We start from the raw sequence: 15,793 nt of genomic DNA on the forward strand, positions 1-15,793 counted from the left end.
TGGAGACCCTTCGCGGGCAAGCCTCGCGCCTACAGGTTTCGCGTCGTGTGAACAACGCTGAACGCTGTAGGAGCGAGGCTTGCCCGCGAAAGCGGCCTATCAGGCGCTACAGAAACATCAGAAAAAACCTACAAACTCCCACTCACTTTCGTCGCCACCTCCCCCGGCACCCACCCCTTCCACACCTGCGGCTGATCGCGCAAAAACGCTTCGGCGACCTGGCGCGGTTGCTGACGTTTTTCGCTCATCTGCGCCAGGGTCTGGTTCAGCAGATCAATCGGCAAATCGACCTTTTCAAAGAACGCCACCAAATCCGGGTATTGCGCCTTGAACGGTGCAGACACGCCAATCGCCAGGCTCGCCGGCATCGAACGGGTGCCCTTCGGATGCGGGTTGTTGGCATCGGCCAGGGTCTTCCAGGCTTCGGCATCGAACGCAGGCTCTTCGAGTTTTACCAGTTTGAACCGGCCCAGCAGCGGCGTCGGTGACCAGTAATAGAACAGCACCGGTTTACCGCGACGGATCGATGAGGCGACTTCGGCATCCAGCGCCGCGCCGGAACCGGTGCGGAAGTTGACGTAGTCGGCGGTCAGGTCATAGGCCTTGAGTTTCTGGCTGTTGACGATCTCCGAGGTCCATCCGGTAGGGCTGTTGAGGAAACGCCCGCGGCTTGGGTCTTCCGGGTCGCGGAACACGTCCTTGTAACGGGCCAGGTCGGCGACGGATTTCAACTCCGGGGCCAACGGTTTGATGCCGCGCTCCGGGTCGCCCTTGATCACGTATTCCGGGACCCACCAGCCTTCGGTGGCGCCTTTGACCGTGTCACCGAGGCCGAACACCTTACCTTCATTCGAGGCCTTGACCCACGCCGGACTGCGCCCGGCCCACTCTTCGCCGATCACCTGGATGTCGTTCTTGGCCAGCGCCGCTTCGAGGCTGACGGTGCTGCCCGGCAACGTATCGGTCGGGTAGCCGTAGCCTTTTTCGACGATCAGGCGCAGGACTTCGGTGATGAAGCTGCCGCTTTCCCAAGCGATGTCGCCAAAGTGGATCGGCGCGGTTTTTTCGGCGGCGGGCACGTGGCTGGCCACCAGGCTCAGGGCCAGCAGCGAACTGCCGAGCAGGGTTTTGATCGATCTCATGCGGACCTCTGGGTCAGGGGTGTTCGGTTTAATAAGGGTTCATTGGCGCTGTGCTGCACGCACAAGGCCTGGGAGCGGGTCATGTAGACGCTGACCGAACGCTGGGAAATGCCCAGTTCAGCGGCGATTTGCGGGTAGGTCAGGCCGTCGATGCGCGACAACAGGAACGTTGCCCGGACCTTGCCCGGCAAACGCCCGAGCGTGCGGTCGAGGCCATGCAGGGCCTGGGTCAGTTGCGCCAGGTCCTCGGGCGAATTCGTTTGATGGAAATCGAGTTGCTGCAATTGATCGAGGTGCTGATGTTCCAGATCGCGACGGCGCCAGAGCTGATAGATCAAGCGCTGGGCGATGGTAGTCAGCAAGGCGCGCGGCTCGCGGATTGGTGTCAACCCTGGGGATTCGAGCAGTTGGGTGAAGGTTTCAGCGGCGATGTCTTCGACGCTGCAATGGCTCCCCAATTGCTGGCGCAACCGGGCGCACAGCCAGGCGTAATGAGCGCGGAACAATCCGCCCACGTGATTGCGATGGGAAAGGTCGGCGCCGGACATAGGGGCTCCTGGGGTTAGGGGTCGCTGAATGTCCGGTGATCCGGTGGCGCGATTCTAGCCAAGAGCCTTATTCTTTAATAATACTTAAAAAGCATTTTTATATTCTATTTTGGTATTTATCGATCTTTTGATCTTGATCGTGCCTAACGCAATCGCCCATACCCCAACGCCTCAGCTTCCTGCTGGTAATCGAGCACGATCTGATAGTCGCTTTCCATCGCGGGTAACACCTCTCGCAAACCGAGGATCTCGGCAACGTCCGGCAACTCGCGCAACGTCCCATTCATCACGAGTCGAAGCTGCTCGATCTGCTCATTACTTGCGCTCGCAGCGGTGATGTAAGGCAAGGTCGGACTGAACGCACTGCGGGCGATCACGCGCAAACCGGCCACTTCTGCTTCGGCATGCCGCGCCAGGTAGGCGAAGGTCACGCTATCGATGGCGGCCAGGTCGGCGAGGTCTTCACGCAGCCAGCGCAAGCTTTCGCGATGGCCGCCGCTGATGCCGACACGGGCAAAAAACTGGCCGTCGCGATGCAGTGGCGCCAGTCGATGGCGCAGCAGGTTCATGCCGCTGTTGGAGCCTTCGTCATTGATCACCCCGCGACTGTTGTAAAAGGCCGGTAAGTTGCGGCGTGGATCGTCGGCGCGGCTGAGCAGCAGGCTGCAATGGTTGCCGCCGTTGCTGTCCGGCAGTTCGTAACGCGGGCGGCCGACGACCCGGACCTGACCGCGTAACAAGGTCATCAGCGGGTAGCCGCAGGTTTGGGTCAGCAGCAAATTGGGGGAGCGCCAGAGGTCTGGTAGCGACAGACCTTCGGCGCGTTGGCGGGTAGCGCCGAGTCGTTCCAGAATTCGCGACAGCCAGGCTTCATTGGCCTGGCGGATTGGCTCGGGGGCGACGTACATCAGTAGTTCGGCGATTTGTGCTGCCATCTCAAAATTCCCCTGTAACAAAGAACCCCTGTGGGATCACCGTCGATCAATGAAATGGATGTTGCGGGCTGTCGATCGCCGTCACCCCGTGCCTGCGCCACAACTCACCATAACCCTGCACCAGAAACCCGCCACTGCGCGCCAGCCATTGCTCACGACGTGCGCGATAAGCCTTGGGCAAGTCATACCAGGGCAAGCTCGGCAAATCGTGATGCACCAGGTGCAGGTTGTTGTTCAGGAACAGCCAACTCCATGGCCACGCCGCTTCATTGAGCACGCTGCGTTGCTCAGGTTGTGCGTTTGGGCGGTGTTCATAGTAGGAGCGAATCATCGCAATCGACAGCGCCGGCACACTGATCAGCAGCAGGTAATGCCACACCGGCAACGCGCTGAAACGCGCAATGAACGCCAGCATCAACAGCGTGAGCGCGCCGTGGGTCAACCACATTAACCAGGCCTGGCGCTCGCCCGCGCGCAGGCGTCGCAGTTCTTTGCGGGCCAGGGCCTGCAACGCCATGGGTGCGCCCACCATGACGCGTCCGAGCACAGTTTTGTTCAGCCGGTGCAGGGCCTGTTTGAACACGGAGCTGCGTTGCCAGTGCGCGGCGGTGAGGTAACGGCTTTCCGGATCGCGACCGGGGACGGTCAGGTCTTCGTCGTGGTGATGCAGCAAATGGCTGTCGCGATAGAGGGTGTACGGAAACCACACCGCAAACGGTGCGTAACCGAGGAATTTGTTCAGAGCCAGCCTGCGCGTGGGGTGGCCGTGGAGCAATTCGTGCTGCACCGATAACCAGAGCACCACCAAGGGAATCAACAATACCGTGCTCCACCAAAGGCCCAGCCGGTCACTGGCCAGGACAATGCCAAACCAGATCGTGTACACGCCAATCAGCAGCAACCAGGTCGGCCACTCGGTGCGAGCGGTCAGGCGTTGGCGCAGGGATTCGATTTCTTCTCGATGGGCGGCGTCGAAGTAATGGGGCATGGCTTTGCTCAGAACGGGACTTGTCCCTCTCTGTGCAATAGCGTGGGGAAATCTTGCAGATTATTTGCTGATCGTTCCCACGCTCTGCGTGGGAATGCAGCCCGTGACGCTCCGCGTCACTGGACGCGGAGCGTCCCTAGAGACATTCCCACGCGGGAGCGTGGGAACGATCATCAAGGCGTCCTACTGATCAATGCCCGAACACATCCACCTTCTTGGCCTTCTTGTCCGCGCGCTTTTCATCGGCGGTTTTTGCCGGTTTTTTCTTTGCCGCTTTTTTTGAATCCATGCCTTTGGCCATGATACGTACTCCACTCATACGGGATGTGAAGTCAGGTATACACCTATCGCCGCGCGCGCGTTCTTTTATAATCGCCCACTTTGCCAACTGACAGCCAAAGCCCATGCCAGACACCCAGTACGCCTTGCTCGACGAACCGTTATGGCCGTTGATGAACAAGTTTTACCGCACCCACCAATCGCCCATGAAAGCTGTGCGCGAGGCACAACTGTGGGTAGCCCGGCGCGGGGAGATTGTCGCGGCATTGTGTTTGCGGCCGGTTGCGGGCGGGCATTGGTTGACGGGTTTGTTCGTGGACCCGGCATGTCGTGAACAAGGCATCGCCGCAAAGCTGATCGCCGAAGCCGTCAAAGGCCTCGACAGCCCGGTCTGGTTGTACTGCCACCCGGATTTGCGCGGCTTTTATGAGCGACGCGGCTTTACTTGCGATCCGCCAATGCCCTACGCGATGGTCGAGCGCTTGAGCCGTTACGCCCGCAGCAAACCGATGATCGCCATGGGCTTAGAACCGTTGGTGAGGTCGTCCGTCGATAATGTGTGATCGGCCGTCAATGGCTGCGTGCTAGCCTCGGAGTCGACTTCGAATCTGCCAGGATGCGCCATGAAAACCGCCCTACTCGCCTTGACCCTGACCGCCCTGCTCACCCCTGTTCTGGCGTACGCCGCCGACACCAAACCCATCTCGAGCGAGCAATACGCCGAGGTGCTCAAAGGCACCTGGCGCGCGCCGCAGAACGTGGTGCGCGATGTCTACCGGCATCCGCAACAGAGTCTGCAATTCTTCGGCTTGCGGCCGAATCAGACGGTCATTGAAATCACCCCTGGCAGCGGTTGGTACAGCGAACTGCTGGCGCCGCTGCTCAAGGATCACGGCACCTACATCGCCGCCGTGCAGGCACCGACCGTCAGCGACTACGCGCGCAAGAACGAAGAAACGCTCAAGGCGAAATTCGCCGCCGCCCCCGCCCAATACGCCAAGGCCCAGGTGGTCGAGTTTGATCCCAAGGCCCCGGTGCTCGGCAAACCCGGTTCGGCAGACACCGTGCTGACCTTTCGCAACGTGCACAACTGGGTGCTGGCCGACACGGCGCCGCTGATGTTCGAGTCGTTTTTCAAGGTGTTGAAACCGGGTGGTGTGCTCGGCGTGGTGGATCATCGGGCCAAGGATGGGGCGTCGCTGGAGGACATCAAGCACAGCGGTTACCTGACCACCGCGTACGTGGTGAAACTGGCCACGGATGCGGGGTTCAAGCTTGAGGAAAAGAGCGAAATCAATGCCAATCCGAAGGACACCAAGGATTACCCCGAAGGCGTCTGGACTTTGCCGCCGGCGTTGACGTTGGGGGAGAAGGACAAGGCGAAGTATGTGGCGATTGGGGAGTCGGACCGGATGACGTTGCGGTTTATTAAACCCGTCAAATAACAGCGAAGATCAAAAGATCGCGGCCTTCGGCAGCTCCTACGCGCCTGTGGGCGCCGCCGAAGGCTGCGATCTTTTGCTTGTGTTTAATCGTCCGCGCTGGGATCCAGATCCGGAAACATCACCTCAGTAAACCCGAACTTGGTGAAATCACTGATCCGCGACGGATACAAGCGGCCAATCAGGTGATCGCATTCGTGTTGCACCACCCGCGCATGAAACCCGGAGGCAATCCGCACAATCGGCTGGCCCTTGGGGTCGACGCCTTCATAGCGAATGTGCTGATAACGATCCACCGCGCCCCGCAGGCCGGGCACCGACAGGCAACCTTCGAAACCCTCTTCCAGCGTCGGGCTCAACGGCGTAATCAACGGGTTGATCAGAATCGTCTGCGGCACGGCTTCGGCATCAGGGTAGCGTTCGCTGTGCTCGAAACCGAAGATCACCAGTTGCAGATCGACACCGATCTGCGGCGCGGCCAGGCCAACGCCGCCGACGCTTTCCATGGTCTGGAACATGTCGTCGATCAGTTGCCACAACTCGGGGCTGTCGAACATCTCGGCCGGCACCGGCGGGGCAATGCGCAGCAGGCGTTCATCGCCCATTTTCAGGATTTCACGGATCATGTTCAGGCTTCGTCAGTGTTCGGCTTGAGCGAGTGGTCCCGTCCCAGTCCCGAAACGTGGTGTTTGGTTTCGTGGTCGTGCTCGCCGGGGACCTTTTCGCCAGGGTCCTTGCCTTCGGTCGACATGTGTTCGATCACCGCATTCATCTCCGCGCCAAGCAACAGCACTGCGGCGGAAATGTAGAAGTACAGCAACAGCACAATGATCGCGCCGATACTGCCATACATGGCGTTGTAGTTGGCGAAGGTCTTGACGTAAAACGCGAAACCCAACGAGGCGATAATCCACACCACCACCGCCAGCACCGAACCCGGAGTGATGAAACGAAACTCCTGCCTGACGTCGGGCATGACGTAGTAGATCAACGCCACCGCGACCATCATCAGGATCACGATCACCGGCCAGCGGGCGATGGTCCAGACCGTAACGATGAAGTCTTCGAGCCCGACCTGCGCTGCAATCCAGCCCATCACCTGCGGGCCGAGCACCATCAACGCTGCAGCGGCGAGCAACATGCCGGCGATGCCGATGGTGTAGAACACCGACAGCGGAAAACGCTTCCACACCGGCCGACCTTCCACTACGTCATACGCGGCGTTCATCGCGCTCATCATCAGCCGCACACCGGCAGATGCCGTGTACAGGGCGATGACAATACCGATCGAGAGCAAGCCACCCTTGGATTGTTGCAACTGGTCGATCACTGGGTTCACTTGTTCCAGGGCTTGGGGCGGCAGCACCAGTTCCGATTGCAGGCGCAGCCAGGAGAAGAAGTCCGGCAGGTGCAGGAAACCGATCAGGGCGATCAGGAACAGAATGAAGGGGAACAGCGAGAACAGCATTTGATAGGCCAGCGCCGAGGCATAGGTCGACATCTCATCGTCGATGAATTCTTTGACCGTGCGCACCATCACGTGGTGCAGGGGCAGGCCTTTCATGTCCGGGAAAATCATTAGCGTCTCCTTTCGCCGCAAAAGGGTTGAAGTCGTGGCGACTCAGGGGCCGTTTTCTACATCAAAGTAGCCTACTTGGCGACTTTGAAACAATTTCGTTGTTTAACCGGTGCCGCTGACACAAAAACGGCCATCCGCGGATGGCCGTTTCAGTGTGCCTTGAAGGGGCGGAACGTCAGGACTTATCGACCGCTTTCTTGACCGCGTCCTTGGCTTTGCCGACCGCTTGCTGGGCTTCGCCTTTCTTTTCCTGAATCTTGCCTTCAGTTTGCAGTTTTGGGTTGTCAGTGGCCTTGCCGACGCCTTGTTTGACGTTGCCAGCCGCTTCATTTGCCATGCCTTTAACTTTATCGCCAGTGCTGCTCATGGTGTTTCTCCTGTGAACAATTCAAGGGTCATAGTCGTTACACAAAGATTGACCGGAGGCGTTTGCACGGAGTTTCATTTATTTTTTAGCGCGACATTTCATCGCCGATCAAAGGTTGGGCTTTATGTTTGCCGTGCAACCCCCGAGAATGCGCAACGTATTCAGGCCATGGCGCTGAAGATCCAATCCCGTAGGAATGTTATGAAACTCGATAAAAAGCAGGCCATTGCCCGCAGAAACCTGGAACTCGGCGGTGCTGTGCTTGGCGTCAACAACTGCCATTTCACCGAATTGAACCGCAACCGCAACATCTGGTGGTTCGACATCCCGGTGGCGCGTCTGGCTGTTGGTCAGTACGAGTGGGTTCACTTGCTGATGCACACGCCGGACACCGACGAACTGCTGCACCTGAAGGTGCCGACGGTGTTCCTGCGTGAAAAACTCGAAGGCCTGGTGGTGCGCAACGAAGGCAAGCGCAAAGCGGCCCTGAGCCTGGAACTGAGCGCCGACAAGGACTCGTACCTGCAGGACATGCGCCCGGCGGGCACCAACGTCAATTTCGCGCCGTTCCGCCTCTAAAAAACCAAAGATCTTGCTTACCTGATCGTTCCCACGCTCCGCGTGGGAATGCAGCCCGGGACGCTCCGCGTCCCAACAGCGGACGCACAGCGTCCATTGAGGCATTCCCACGCAGAGCGTGGGAACGATCAGGCAGGCAACAAAAAGCCCCGCTTCTGCGGGGCTTTTGTGTTTCAAGCGGGGCTTACTTCTTCACGCCCAGCTTCTTCAGCTCTTCGTCACGCAGTTCGCGGCGCAGGATCTTGCCGACGTTGGTGGTCGGCAGCGCATCGCGGAACTCCACGGAACGCGGGACCTTGTAGCCGGTGACGTTGGCGCGCATGTGCTCCATCACCGTTTCCTTGGTCAGGGTCACGCCCGGTTTGGCGACGATGAAGATCTTGATCGCCTCGCCCGACTTCTCGTCCGGGATGCCGATGGCCGCGCATTGCAGCACGCCCGGCAGGGTCGCGAGCACGTCTTCCAGTTCGTTCGGGTACACGTTGAAACCGGAGACCAGGATCATGTCTTTCTTGCGATCGACAATGCGCATGTAGCCATCGGGCTGGATCAGTGCGATATCACCGGTCTTCAACCAGCCTTCGCTGTCGAGCATTTCATCGGTGGCGTCCTGGCGCTGCCAGTAGCCCTTCATGACTTGCGGACCTTTCACACACAGCTCACCGATTTCGCCCAGCGGCTGTTCAACGCCGGCATCGTCGATGACTTTGCACAGGGTCGAGGGCACCGGAATACCGATGGTGCCGACCTGGATATTCTGGATCGGGTTGACCGTGGCCACCGGGCTGGTTTCGGTCATGCCATAACCTTCACAGATCGGGCAATTGGTCACCGCTTTCCAGCGTTCGGCGGCGGCCAGTTGCAGGGCCATGCCACCGGACAGGGTGACCTTCAGCGCCGAGAAATCCAGCTTGCGGAACGCTTCGTTGTTGCACAGCGCCACGAACAACGTGTTCAGGCCAACGAAACCGCTGAACTTCCACTTCGACAGCTCCTTGACCATCGCCGTCAGGTCGCGCGGGTTGCTGATCAGGATGTTGTGGTTGCCGATCAGCATCATCGCCATGCAATGAAAGGTGAAGGCATAGATGTGGTACAGCGGCAGCGGAGTGATCAGGATCTCGCAACCTTCATTGAGGTTGGAACCCATCAGCGCCTTGCACTGCAGCATGTTCGCCACCAGGTTGCGGTGGGTCAGCATCGCGCCCTTGGCCACTCCGGTGGTGCCGCCGGTGTATTGCAGCACCGCGACATCGCCACTGTCCGGGTTGGCTTCAGCCACAGGCTGGCCATGACCCTTGCTCAGCACGTCATTGAACTTGACGGCCTTGGGCAAGTGATACGCCGGGACCATCTTCTTCACGTACTTGATGACGCTGTTGATCAGCAAGCGCTTGAGCGGCGGCAGCAGGTCGGCGACTTCGGTGACGATGACGTGCTTGACGCCGGTTTTCGGCACCACGGTCTGGGCCAGATGCGCCATGTTGGCCAGGCAGACCAGGGCTTTGGCACCGGAGTCGTTGAATTGGTGTTCCATCTCCCGCGCGGTGTACAGCGGGTTGGTGTTGACCACGATCAGCCCGGCGCGGATCGCACCGAAGACGGCCACCGGGTACTGCAACACGTTAGGCAACTGCACGGCGATTCGATCACCGGGCTGCAAGTCGGTATGCTGTTGCAGGTAAGCGGCAAAGGCACCGGACAATTCGTACAGTTCACCGTAGGTGATTGTCTTGCCCAGGTTGCTGAAAGCCGGTTTGTCGGCGAAGCGTTGGCAGGACTGCTTCAACACTGCCTGAATATTCGGATACTCGTCTGGATTGATGTCGGCAGCAATCCCGGCAGGGTACTTATCCTTCCAAAAGTCTTCGATCATGGAAGCCCACTCCTCAGCAACGCGAATTCATCACCGCATTTGATGCGATTATTATTGGTGTATGTTTTTGTTGGTGTGTCGATTGGTGAGTCTGGCTTTTTACTTAGGCCGAGAAGTCACAAAAGCGCGCCGAGAGTAGCAGCTTTGCCAGAGGCCGACTAGAGCCAAAAGCGGCCTCTACAGTCACATAAATGACTCAAGAATAGCCGGTAGTCATTTTAGAGCAAAAGTTCTATACACCCCTTGAAAGCGCTTTAAATCAGGCTTTTCAGCCCTTAAAGCATCGCGGGCAAGCCTTGCTCCTACGGGTTCGGTGTCATTCACCTTGTTTGTGAACAAATCGAACCTGTAGGAGCGAGGCTTGCCCGCGATCCGCGCGAAGCGCGGCCATTCAACGGTTATGCGATATCGCGCAACTCCCGCCGCAGAATCTTGCCCACTGGCGTCATCGGCAACGACTCGCGCAACACAATGTGCTTGGGCACTTTGTACGCGGTGAAGTTTTCCTTGCAGTACGCCTTCAACTCTTCAAGGCTGACACCGGATTCACGGGCTACCACAAACAACTTCACCGCCTCCCCCGAACGCTCGTCCGGCACGCCGATCACTGCGCAGTTGGCAACTTTCGGGTGGGCCATCACCACGTCTTCGATTTCGTTCGGGTACACGTTGAAACCCGAGACGATGATCATGTCTTTCTTGCGATCGACAATGCGCACAAAACCGTCCGGGTCGATCACCCCGATATCACCGGACTTGAACCAGCCCTCGGCATCCAGCACTTCGGCGGTGGCTTCGGGTTTCTGCCAGTAGCCCTTCATGATCTGTGGGCCCTTGATGCACAACTCGCCGCGCTCGCCTAGCGGCTGTTCGACGCCTTCGTCATTGATGACCTTCAGCGTAGTGCCGGGCACCGGCAGGCCGACTGTGCCGATCCGCGATTTGTCGCCATACGGGTTGGTGCAGGCCACCGGCGAGGTTTCGGTCAGGCCGTAACCCTCGGTGATGCGGCAACCGGTGAGCTGTTCCCAACGCTCGGCGGTGGCCTTGACCAGCGCAGTGCCGCCGGAGTTGGTGAGCTTGAGGCTGGAGAAGTCCAGGGTCTTGAAGTCCGGGTGATCCATCAGCGCCACGAACAGCGTGTTGAGCCCCAGCAGCGCCGAGAACCGCCAGTTTTTCAGCTCCTTGATAAAGCCTTTGATGTCCCGCGGATTGGTGATCAGCACGTTGTGGTTGCCGGTCACCATCATGCACATGCAGTTCGCCGTGAAGGCATAGATATGGTAGAGCGGCAGCGGCGCGATCATCACTTCCTGGCCTTCGCGCAGCAACGGCTGACCGTCGCTGCCGAACTGCCCCAGGCAGGCCCGCGCCTGTTGCATGTTCGCCACCAGGTTGCCGTGAGTCAGCATCGCGCCCTTGGCCAGGCCCGTGGTGCCGCCGGTGTATTGCAGCACGGCGATGTCGTCGAGGCCGACCTTCAGCGGCTTAATGCCCAGGCCCCGGCCCAGACGCAACGCGCTCTTGAAGGAAACGGCCTGGGGCAAGGAATAGTCGGGGACCATTTTCTTGACCTTGCTCACCATCGTGTTGACCAGCCAGCCCTTGGCGGTGGGCATCAGGTCGCCCATCTTCGCTTCGATCAGATACTGGATGTCGGTGTCGGCCAGCACTTCCTGGACCTTGGCTCCGAACATGTTCAGGTAGACCAGCGCCCGGGCACCGGAGTCCTTGAACTGATGACGCATCTCCCGCGGGGTGTACAGCGGGTTGGTGTTGACCACGATCAGCCCGGCGCGCAACGCACCGAACACGGCAATCGGGTAATGCAGGACGTTGGGCATCTGCACCGCGATGCGATCCCCCGGCGCGAGATCGGTGTGGGCCTGCAGGTAACCGGCAAACGCGGCACTGTAGCGTTCCAGTTCGGCATAGGTCAGGGTCACGCCCATGTTGCTGAAGGCCGGGCGATCCGCGAATTTCTTGCAGGAACGCTCGAACACCTCGATCACCGACTTGTAGGCCCCAAGATCAATGTCCAGGGGCACGCCGGCCGGGCGTTTGTCATTCCAGAAATCAGGCTGCATTGTTCTTGTCCTCTTTACCTGAATCACCTTGGCCACTTTTCTGTCATTTCTGAAAAACAATGAATGAAAAGCGGAGCTTCACGGACACTAGCAGTTATGGCCAATCAGGCAAATATGGCCAACACCGTCATTGATCGTGTGAATCTTCCTAACGTGGCGTGGCCTGATCAGACGGCAAGCGAAGGATGCGCTATACAATGCAACCACATCGTGCAAAGGAATCGCCATGATCCACGACACTTTCTGGCTGACCGCGAGTGACCACAGCCGCCTCTTCGTCAACCAATGGCTGCCCGCCTCGCCCTTAAAAGCCGTGATCCTGCTGGCCCATGGCATGGCCGAGCACAGCGGTCGCTACGCTCGACTGGCTGAGAAGTTCTGCGATCAGGGTTATGGCGTCTACGCGCCGGACCTGCGTGGACATGGCAAAACTGCCGAAAACGGGACGCTGGGCCATTTCGCCGATGACGATGGCTGGTGCAAGGTGGTCGGCGACCTTGCCAGCCTCAACCAGCACATCGGTCAGCACCACCCTGGCGTACCGATTGTGCTGTTGGGCCACAGCATGGGCAGCTACATCGCCCAGGCCTACCTGCTGCACCACAGCGCCAGCCTGCACGGAGCGATTCTCAGTGGTTCGAATTTTCAACCGGTGGCGCTGTATCGCGCGGCGCGGCAAATCGCCCGGCTCGAACGGCTGCGTCAGGGACAGACGGGGCGCAGCGCGCTGATCGAGTTCCTGTCGTTCGGCTCGTTCAACAACAAATTCAAGCCTGCGCGCACCCGGTTCGACTGGCTGAGCCGCGACCCGGCGGAAGTCGATCTGTACGCCAGCGACCCGTTTTGCGGCTTTCGCTGCACCAATCAACTGTGGATCGACTTGCTCGGCGGCTTGCAGCAAATCAGCAAAGCGTCCAATCTCGCCCAGGTCGATCCGGGCCTGCCCTTGCTGATAATGGGCGGTGAATGTGATCCGGTGAGCGAAGGCAAGCGTCTGAAAGATCTGGCCCATGCGCTGCGCGCGGCCGGCAGCCAGAACCTGCAATTGAATATTTACCCGCAGGCACGCCACGAACTGTTCAACGAGAGCAACCGCGATGAAGTGACCGCCGACGTATTGAACTGGATCGCCCAGGCACTGAGCCACCGCCGCCCGGCCAGAACCGAATAGTTTTTCGAATAGTTTTTTTGTGGATTTTTAAATTCGTCACAGGAATTGAGACAGATGACCCAGGTTACCAACACCCCTTACGAAGCCCTTGAAGTCGGCCAGACCGCCAGCTACAGCAAGACCGTCGAAGAGCGCGACATTCAGTTGTTCGCCGCGATGTCGGGCGATCACAACCCGGTGCACCTGGACGCCGAATTTGCCGCCAGCACCATGTTCAAGGAACGTATTGCCCATGGCATGTTCAGCGGCGCACTGATCAGTGCGGCAGTGGCGTGCGAGTTACCTGGGCCGGGGACGATTTATATCGGTCAGCAGATGAGCTTTCAGAAGCCGGTAAAAATCGGCGACACCCTGACCGTGCGTCTGGAAATTCTCGAGAAGCTGCCGAAGTTTCGCGTGCGTATTGCCACTCGCGTGTTCAACCAGCGTGATGAGTTAGTGGTGGATGGTGAGGCGGAGATTCTGGCGCCGCGCAAGCAACAGACGGTAACGTTGCCTGTACTGCCGGCGATCAGCATTGGCTGATTGGCTGATCGTTCCCACGCTCCGCGTGGGAATGCATCCAGTGACGCTCCGCGTCACATGACGGCTGGACGCAGAGCGTCCGGGGCGGCATTCCCACGCAGAGCGTGAGAACGATCAGACATAAAAAAACGCCAGTCAAACTGGCGTTTTTTATTCCGGCGACGAACGCTTACGACTGAGCACGCGCCTGGTTACGCAGGGCTTTCACCTGATCGTGATTGCGTTGCACGCCATGGTACTGACGTTCAACCAGGTCACGAATACCCACCAGGTTGTGTTTGTTGATTTTCTCCAGCGCTTCCTTGTAAGCCTTCAGCGCGTGATCCTCACCGCGTTCGGCTTCGTTCAGCACGGCTTCTTCGTCCTTGCCGGTGAACATCGCTTTCACGTCTACCCAGCGACGATGCAGGTCACCGCTGACACTGGTGGACGTTTCCGGATCGCCGCCCAAGGCACGCACTTCAGCCTGAAGTTCGGCAGCGGCAGTGGCGCAATCGGCAGAACGCGTCACGAACAGTGTTTTGAGTTCTGGGTGTTTGATGTCTTCGGCGCAAGTCTTGAACCCTTCCTGACCGTCTTTGCTGGTTTCAATCAGGTCGTTGAGTACAGAGATGGCTTCTTTATTCACGTCGGTCATTTTCAATTCCTCGCGGGTTGATGAAAGATGCAATAGCTATTGCAGTCTGCATGCCAGCTTTGAATCGAGGATTTACCTATTGTTTTTCAATGACTTAACTTATATCCAGAAATCTGTATCCGCTTTATTTGCATGATCTGTCATTTGGCCTGCATGCAGAATGCCTGTATTTTCGAGGCTGTTTGAATCAAGACGACTGATTGATGAATCCTGAAAAGCTCGAACTGCTGATTACCCGCGAAATGCCCTTCGGCAAATACAAGGGCCGCATCATCGCCGACCTGCCCGGCCAGTACCTGAACTGGTTCGCGCGGGAAGGTTTCCCCCACGGTGAATTGGGTGGCTTGCTGGCGTTGATGCAGGAGATCGACCACAACGGTTTATCGGAACTGCTCGACCCGCTGCGTGCCAAACATGGCAAGCCAGCACCCCGCCACTGAACTGATTGAGTAGCCCATGCCCGATAACACCCGCCGTGCCCGTGATGAAGCCTTCTGGCAAACCTTTGCCGACCGTTACGCTGTCGAACCAGGCCCGATCAATCTGGAAAACGGTTACTTCGGGCGCATGTCGCGCACGGTGGTCGAGGAGTATCAGCGCAATATCGAGCTGATCAATCGCAGTAACTCAGTGCATGTGCGCCAGCGTTTCGAACAAGGCGAAAGCCTGGACATTCGGGCGCAACTTGCCGAGATGATGGGCGTGCGCGCGCAATCCGTTGCCCTCACTCGCAACGCCTCGGAGGGCCTGCAATCGCTGATCCGCAACTACAATCGCTTGCAGCCTGGCGATCAGGTGCTGTTCTGCGATCTGGAGTACGACACGGTCAAGGGCGCCATGCGTTGGCTGGCCCGCCATCGCGGCGTGGAAGTGATCGAAATCGACCACCAGCACCCTGCCACTTTCGACAGTTTGCTGGCCACCTACCGCGAAGCCTTCGTGCGTTATCCGCGACTCAAGCTGATGGCCCTGACCCACATCACTCACCGCACCGGCCTGGTAATGCCAGTGCAGGCGATTGCCGCACTCGCCAAGGAACACGGGGTCGATGTGATCCTCGATGGCGCCCATGCCCTGGGCCAGATGGAATTCAATCTGGAAGCGCTGGGCATTGCCTTTGCCGGGTACAACTTGCACAAATGGATCGGCGCACCGCTGACCCTGGGTTTCATTTACATCGCCCCCCAGCGCCTGGTCGACATCGACCCGGACATGGGTGAGATGCATTTCCCGATCAACGACATTCGCGCCCGCACGCCCTACAGCACGCCGAACATCCCGGCGCTGATGACCCTGCCGCTGGTGCTCGAAGAACATCAGGCCATGGGTGGTTCCGCCGCGAAGGGCGCACGGCTCAACTACTTGCGTAATCGCTGGGTCAACGCCGTGCGCGACCTGCCGGACATCGAAGTCATGACCCCGGACGATCCTCGACTGTATTGCGGCATCACCTCGATGCGCTTTACCCGCCATGCCGACCAGCACGTCATGGCCGAACGGCTGCTCAATGAGTACAACTTGTTCACCGTGGCCCGCAGCGGCGCCGCCAGCGGACCGTGCATCCGCATTACACCGGGACTGACCAGCACCGCAGCCGACGTGGACCTGCTGGCTCGGGCACTGACCGAGCTGCGCTGA

General features: G+C 58.9%; 17 protein-coding genes. 7 read left to right on the top strand and 10 right to left on the bottom strand.

The features are described 5' to 3' along the window. Positions 1-128: 128 nt before the first annotated feature. The 4 genes from ACA071_RS24095 to ACA071_RS24110 all read right to left on the bottom strand — a co-directional run bounded on the left by ACA071_RS24095 (position 129) and on the right by ACA071_RS24110 (position 3,613). Positions 129-1,142, bottom strand: coding sequence for an ABC transporter substrate-binding protein (locus tag ACA071_RS24095; protein WP_497641428.1), 1,014 nt, complete (start codon positions 1,140-1,142; stop codon positions 129-131). Further along, positions 1,139-1,690, bottom strand: coding sequence for a sigma-70 family RNA polymerase sigma factor (locus tag ACA071_RS24100; RefSeq protein ID WP_497641429.1), 552 nt, complete (start codon positions 1,688-1,690; stop codon positions 1,139-1,141). Before ACA071_RS24100 ends, ACA071_RS24095 begins: the two co-directional genes overlap by 4 nt. A gap of 143 nt (positions 1,691-1,833) precedes the next feature. Further along, positions 1,834-2,625: a phosphate/phosphite/phosphonate ABC transporter substrate-binding protein gene (locus ACA071_RS24105; protein ID WP_497641430.1), complete on the bottom strand. Its 792-nt coding sequence runs from the start codon at positions 2,623-2,625 to the stop codon at positions 1,834-1,836. Between the two features lie 46 nt (positions 2,626-2,671). After that, positions 2,672-3,613 (bottom strand): fatty acid desaturase, encoded by a 942-nt coding sequence (locus ACA071_RS24110; protein WP_497641431.1) that lies wholly within the window; start codon positions 3,611-3,613, stop codon positions 2,672-2,674. 404 nt (positions 3,614-4,017) lie between these two features. On the opposite strand from ACA071_RS24110, the gene ACA071_RS24115 reads away from it, so the two are divergent. Together ACA071_RS24115 and ACA071_RS24120 are read left to right on the top strand one after the other, a co-directional pair. Then, positions 4,018-4,455 carry a GNAT family N-acetyltransferase gene (locus tag ACA071_RS24115; protein WP_497641432.1) on the top strand — a complete coding sequence of 146 codons (438 nt, stop codon included), beginning with the start codon at positions 4,018-4,020 and terminating at the stop codon, positions 4,453-4,455. A 60-nt stretch (positions 4,456-4,515) separates the two neighbouring features. After that, positions 4,516-5,337, top strand: a complete 822-nt coding sequence (locus tag ACA071_RS24120; RefSeq protein ID WP_497641433.1) for a class I SAM-dependent methyltransferase — start codon at positions 4,516-4,518, stop codon at positions 5,335-5,337. A gap of 83 nt (positions 5,338-5,420) precedes the next feature. On the opposite strand, the gene def is transcribed toward ACA071_RS24120, so the two are convergent. The 3 genes from def to ACA071_RS24135 form a co-directional block, all read right to left on the bottom strand. Then, on the bottom strand, positions 5,421-5,960 hold the full coding sequence (gene def, locus ACA071_RS24125; protein WP_497641434.1) for a peptide deformylase: 540 nt from the start codon (positions 5,958-5,960) through the stop codon (positions 5,421-5,423). Positions 5,961-5,962: 2 nt separating this feature from the next. Continuing rightward, positions 5,963-6,913, bottom strand: coding sequence for a YihY/virulence factor BrkB family protein (locus ACA071_RS24130; protein ID WP_497641435.1), 951 nt, complete (start codon positions 6,911-6,913; stop codon positions 5,963-5,965). Between the two features lie 175 nt (positions 6,914-7,088). Further along, on the bottom strand, positions 7,089-7,280 hold the full coding sequence (locus ACA071_RS24135) for a CsbD family protein (RefSeq protein WP_497641436.1): 192 nt from the start codon (positions 7,278-7,280) through the stop codon (positions 7,089-7,091). A 201-nt stretch (positions 7,281-7,481) separates the two neighbouring features. Between ACA071_RS24135 and ACA071_RS24140 the strand changes: the two genes are divergently transcribed. Further along, entirely contained in the window at positions 7,482-7,859 is a 378-nt protein-coding gene (locus ACA071_RS24140) for a hypothetical protein (RefSeq protein WP_427632766.1), read from the top strand. Between the two features lie 184 nt (positions 7,860-8,043). On the opposite strand, the gene fadD1 is transcribed toward ACA071_RS24140, so the two are convergent. Together fadD1 and fadD2 are read right to left on the bottom strand one after the other, a co-directional pair. Then, positions 8,044-9,735, bottom strand: a complete 1,692-nt coding sequence (gene fadD1, locus ACA071_RS24145; RefSeq protein ID WP_497641437.1) for a long-chain-fatty-acid--CoA ligase FadD1 — start codon at positions 9,733-9,735, stop codon at positions 8,044-8,046. 398 nt (positions 9,736-10,133) lie between these two features. Continuing rightward, the gene (gene fadD2, locus ACA071_RS24150; RefSeq protein WP_497641438.1) at positions 10,134-11,822 is read right to left on the bottom strand and encodes a long-chain-fatty-acid--CoA ligase FadD2; all 1,689 of its coding nucleotides are present in this window, start codon (positions 11,820-11,822) and stop codon (positions 10,134-10,136) included. A 226-nt stretch (positions 11,823-12,048) separates the two neighbouring features. Between fadD2 and ACA071_RS24155 the strand changes: the two genes are divergently transcribed. Both ACA071_RS24155 and ACA071_RS24160 read left to right on the top strand, forming a co-directional pair. Next, a complete protein-coding gene (locus ACA071_RS24155; protein ID WP_497641439.1) occupies positions 12,049-12,993 on the top strand; it encodes an alpha/beta hydrolase in 945 nt (314 codons plus the stop codon). A 54-nt stretch (positions 12,994-13,047) separates the two neighbouring features. After that, the gene (locus ACA071_RS24160; RefSeq protein WP_475267534.1) at positions 13,048-13,518 is read left to right on the top strand and encodes a MaoC family dehydratase; all 471 of its coding nucleotides are present in this window, start codon (positions 13,048-13,050) and stop codon (positions 13,516-13,518) included. Between the two features lie 169 nt (positions 13,519-13,687). On the opposite strand, the gene ACA071_RS24165 is transcribed toward ACA071_RS24160, so the two are convergent. Continuing rightward, entirely contained in the window at positions 13,688-14,155 is a 468-nt protein-coding gene (locus ACA071_RS24165; RefSeq protein ID WP_497641440.1) for a ferritin-like domain-containing protein, read from the bottom strand. Between the two features lie 203 nt (positions 14,156-14,358). Here ACA071_RS24165 and ACA071_RS24170 point away from each other — a divergent pair, with 203 nt between their 5' ends. Together ACA071_RS24170 and ACA071_RS24175 are read left to right on the top strand one after the other, a co-directional pair. Further along, a complete protein-coding gene (locus tag ACA071_RS24170) occupies positions 14,359-14,595 on the top strand; it encodes a DUF3820 family protein (protein WP_092278897.1) in 237 nt (78 codons plus the stop codon). A gap of 16 nt (positions 14,596-14,611) precedes the next feature. Next, positions 14,612-15,793: an aminotransferase class V-fold PLP-dependent enzyme gene (locus ACA071_RS24175; RefSeq protein ID WP_497641441.1), complete on the top strand. Its 1,182-nt coding sequence runs from the start codon at positions 14,612-14,614 to the stop codon at positions 15,791-15,793.

The organism is Pseudomonas sp. LBUM1646 (assembly GCF_059716165.1).

What these genes read in the sequence shown, in the direction of transcription:
- ACA071_RS24155 (WP_497641439.1), top strand. Translation starts at nt 12,049, where the DNA reads ATGATCCACGACACTTTCTGGCTGACCGCGAGTGACCACAGCCGCCTC.
- ACA071_RS24100 (WP_497641429.1), bottom strand. Translation starts at nt 1,690, where the DNA reads ATGTCCGGCGCCGACCTTTCCCATCGCAATCACGTGGGCGGATTGTTC.
- fadD2 (WP_497641438.1), bottom strand. Translation starts at nt 11,822, where the DNA reads ATGCAGCCTGATTTCTGGAATGACAAACGCCCGGCCGGCGTGCCCCTG.
- ACA071_RS24105 (WP_497641430.1), bottom strand. Translation starts at nt 2,625, where the DNA reads ATGGCAGCACAAATCGCCGAACTACTGATGTACGTCGCCCCCGAGCCA.
- fadD1 (WP_497641437.1), bottom strand. Translation starts at nt 9,735, where the DNA reads ATGATCGAAGACTTTTGGAAGGATAAGTACCCTGCCGGGATTGCTGCC.
- def (WP_497641434.1), bottom strand. Translation starts at nt 5,960, where the DNA reads ATGATCCGTGAAATCCTGAAAATGGGCGATGAACGCCTGCTGCGCATT.
- ACA071_RS24130 (WP_497641435.1), bottom strand. Translation starts at nt 6,913, where the DNA reads ATGATTTTCCCGGACATGAAAGGCCTGCCCCTGCACCACGTGATGGTG.
- ACA071_RS24120 (WP_497641433.1), top strand. Translation starts at nt 4,516, where the DNA reads ATGAAAACCGCCCTACTCGCCTTGACCCTGACCGCCCTGCTCACCCCT.
- ACA071_RS24170 (WP_092278897.1), top strand. Translation starts at nt 14,359, where the DNA reads ATGAATCCTGAAAAGCTCGAACTGCTGATTACCCGCGAAATGCCCTTC.
- ACA071_RS24165 (WP_497641440.1), bottom strand. Translation starts at nt 14,155, where the DNA reads ATGACCGACGTGAATAAAGAAGCCATCTCTGTACTCAACGACCTGATT.
- ACA071_RS24135 (WP_497641436.1), bottom strand. Translation starts at nt 7,280, where the DNA reads ATGAGCAGCACTGGCGATAAAGTTAAAGGCATGGCAAATGAAGCGGCT.
- ACA071_RS24095 (WP_497641428.1), bottom strand. Translation starts at nt 1,142, where the DNA reads ATGAGATCGATCAAAACCCTGCTCGGCAGTTCGCTGCTGGCCCTGAGC.
- ACA071_RS24115 (WP_497641432.1), top strand. Translation starts at nt 4,018, where the DNA reads ATGCCAGACACCCAGTACGCCTTGCTCGACGAACCGTTATGGCCGTTG.
- ACA071_RS24110 (WP_497641431.1), bottom strand. Translation starts at nt 3,613, where the DNA reads ATGCCCCATTACTTCGACGCCGCCCATCGAGAAGAAATCGAATCCCTG.
- ACA071_RS24160 (WP_475267534.1), top strand. Translation starts at nt 13,048, where the DNA reads ATGACCCAGGTTACCAACACCCCTTACGAAGCCCTTGAAGTCGGCCAG.
- ACA071_RS24140 (WP_427632766.1), top strand. Translation starts at nt 7,482, where the DNA reads ATGAAACTCGATAAAAAGCAGGCCATTGCCCGCAGAAACCTGGAACTC.
- ACA071_RS24175 (WP_497641441.1), top strand. Translation starts at nt 14,612, where the DNA reads ATGCCCGATAACACCCGCCGTGCCCGTGATGAAGCCTTCTGGCAAACC.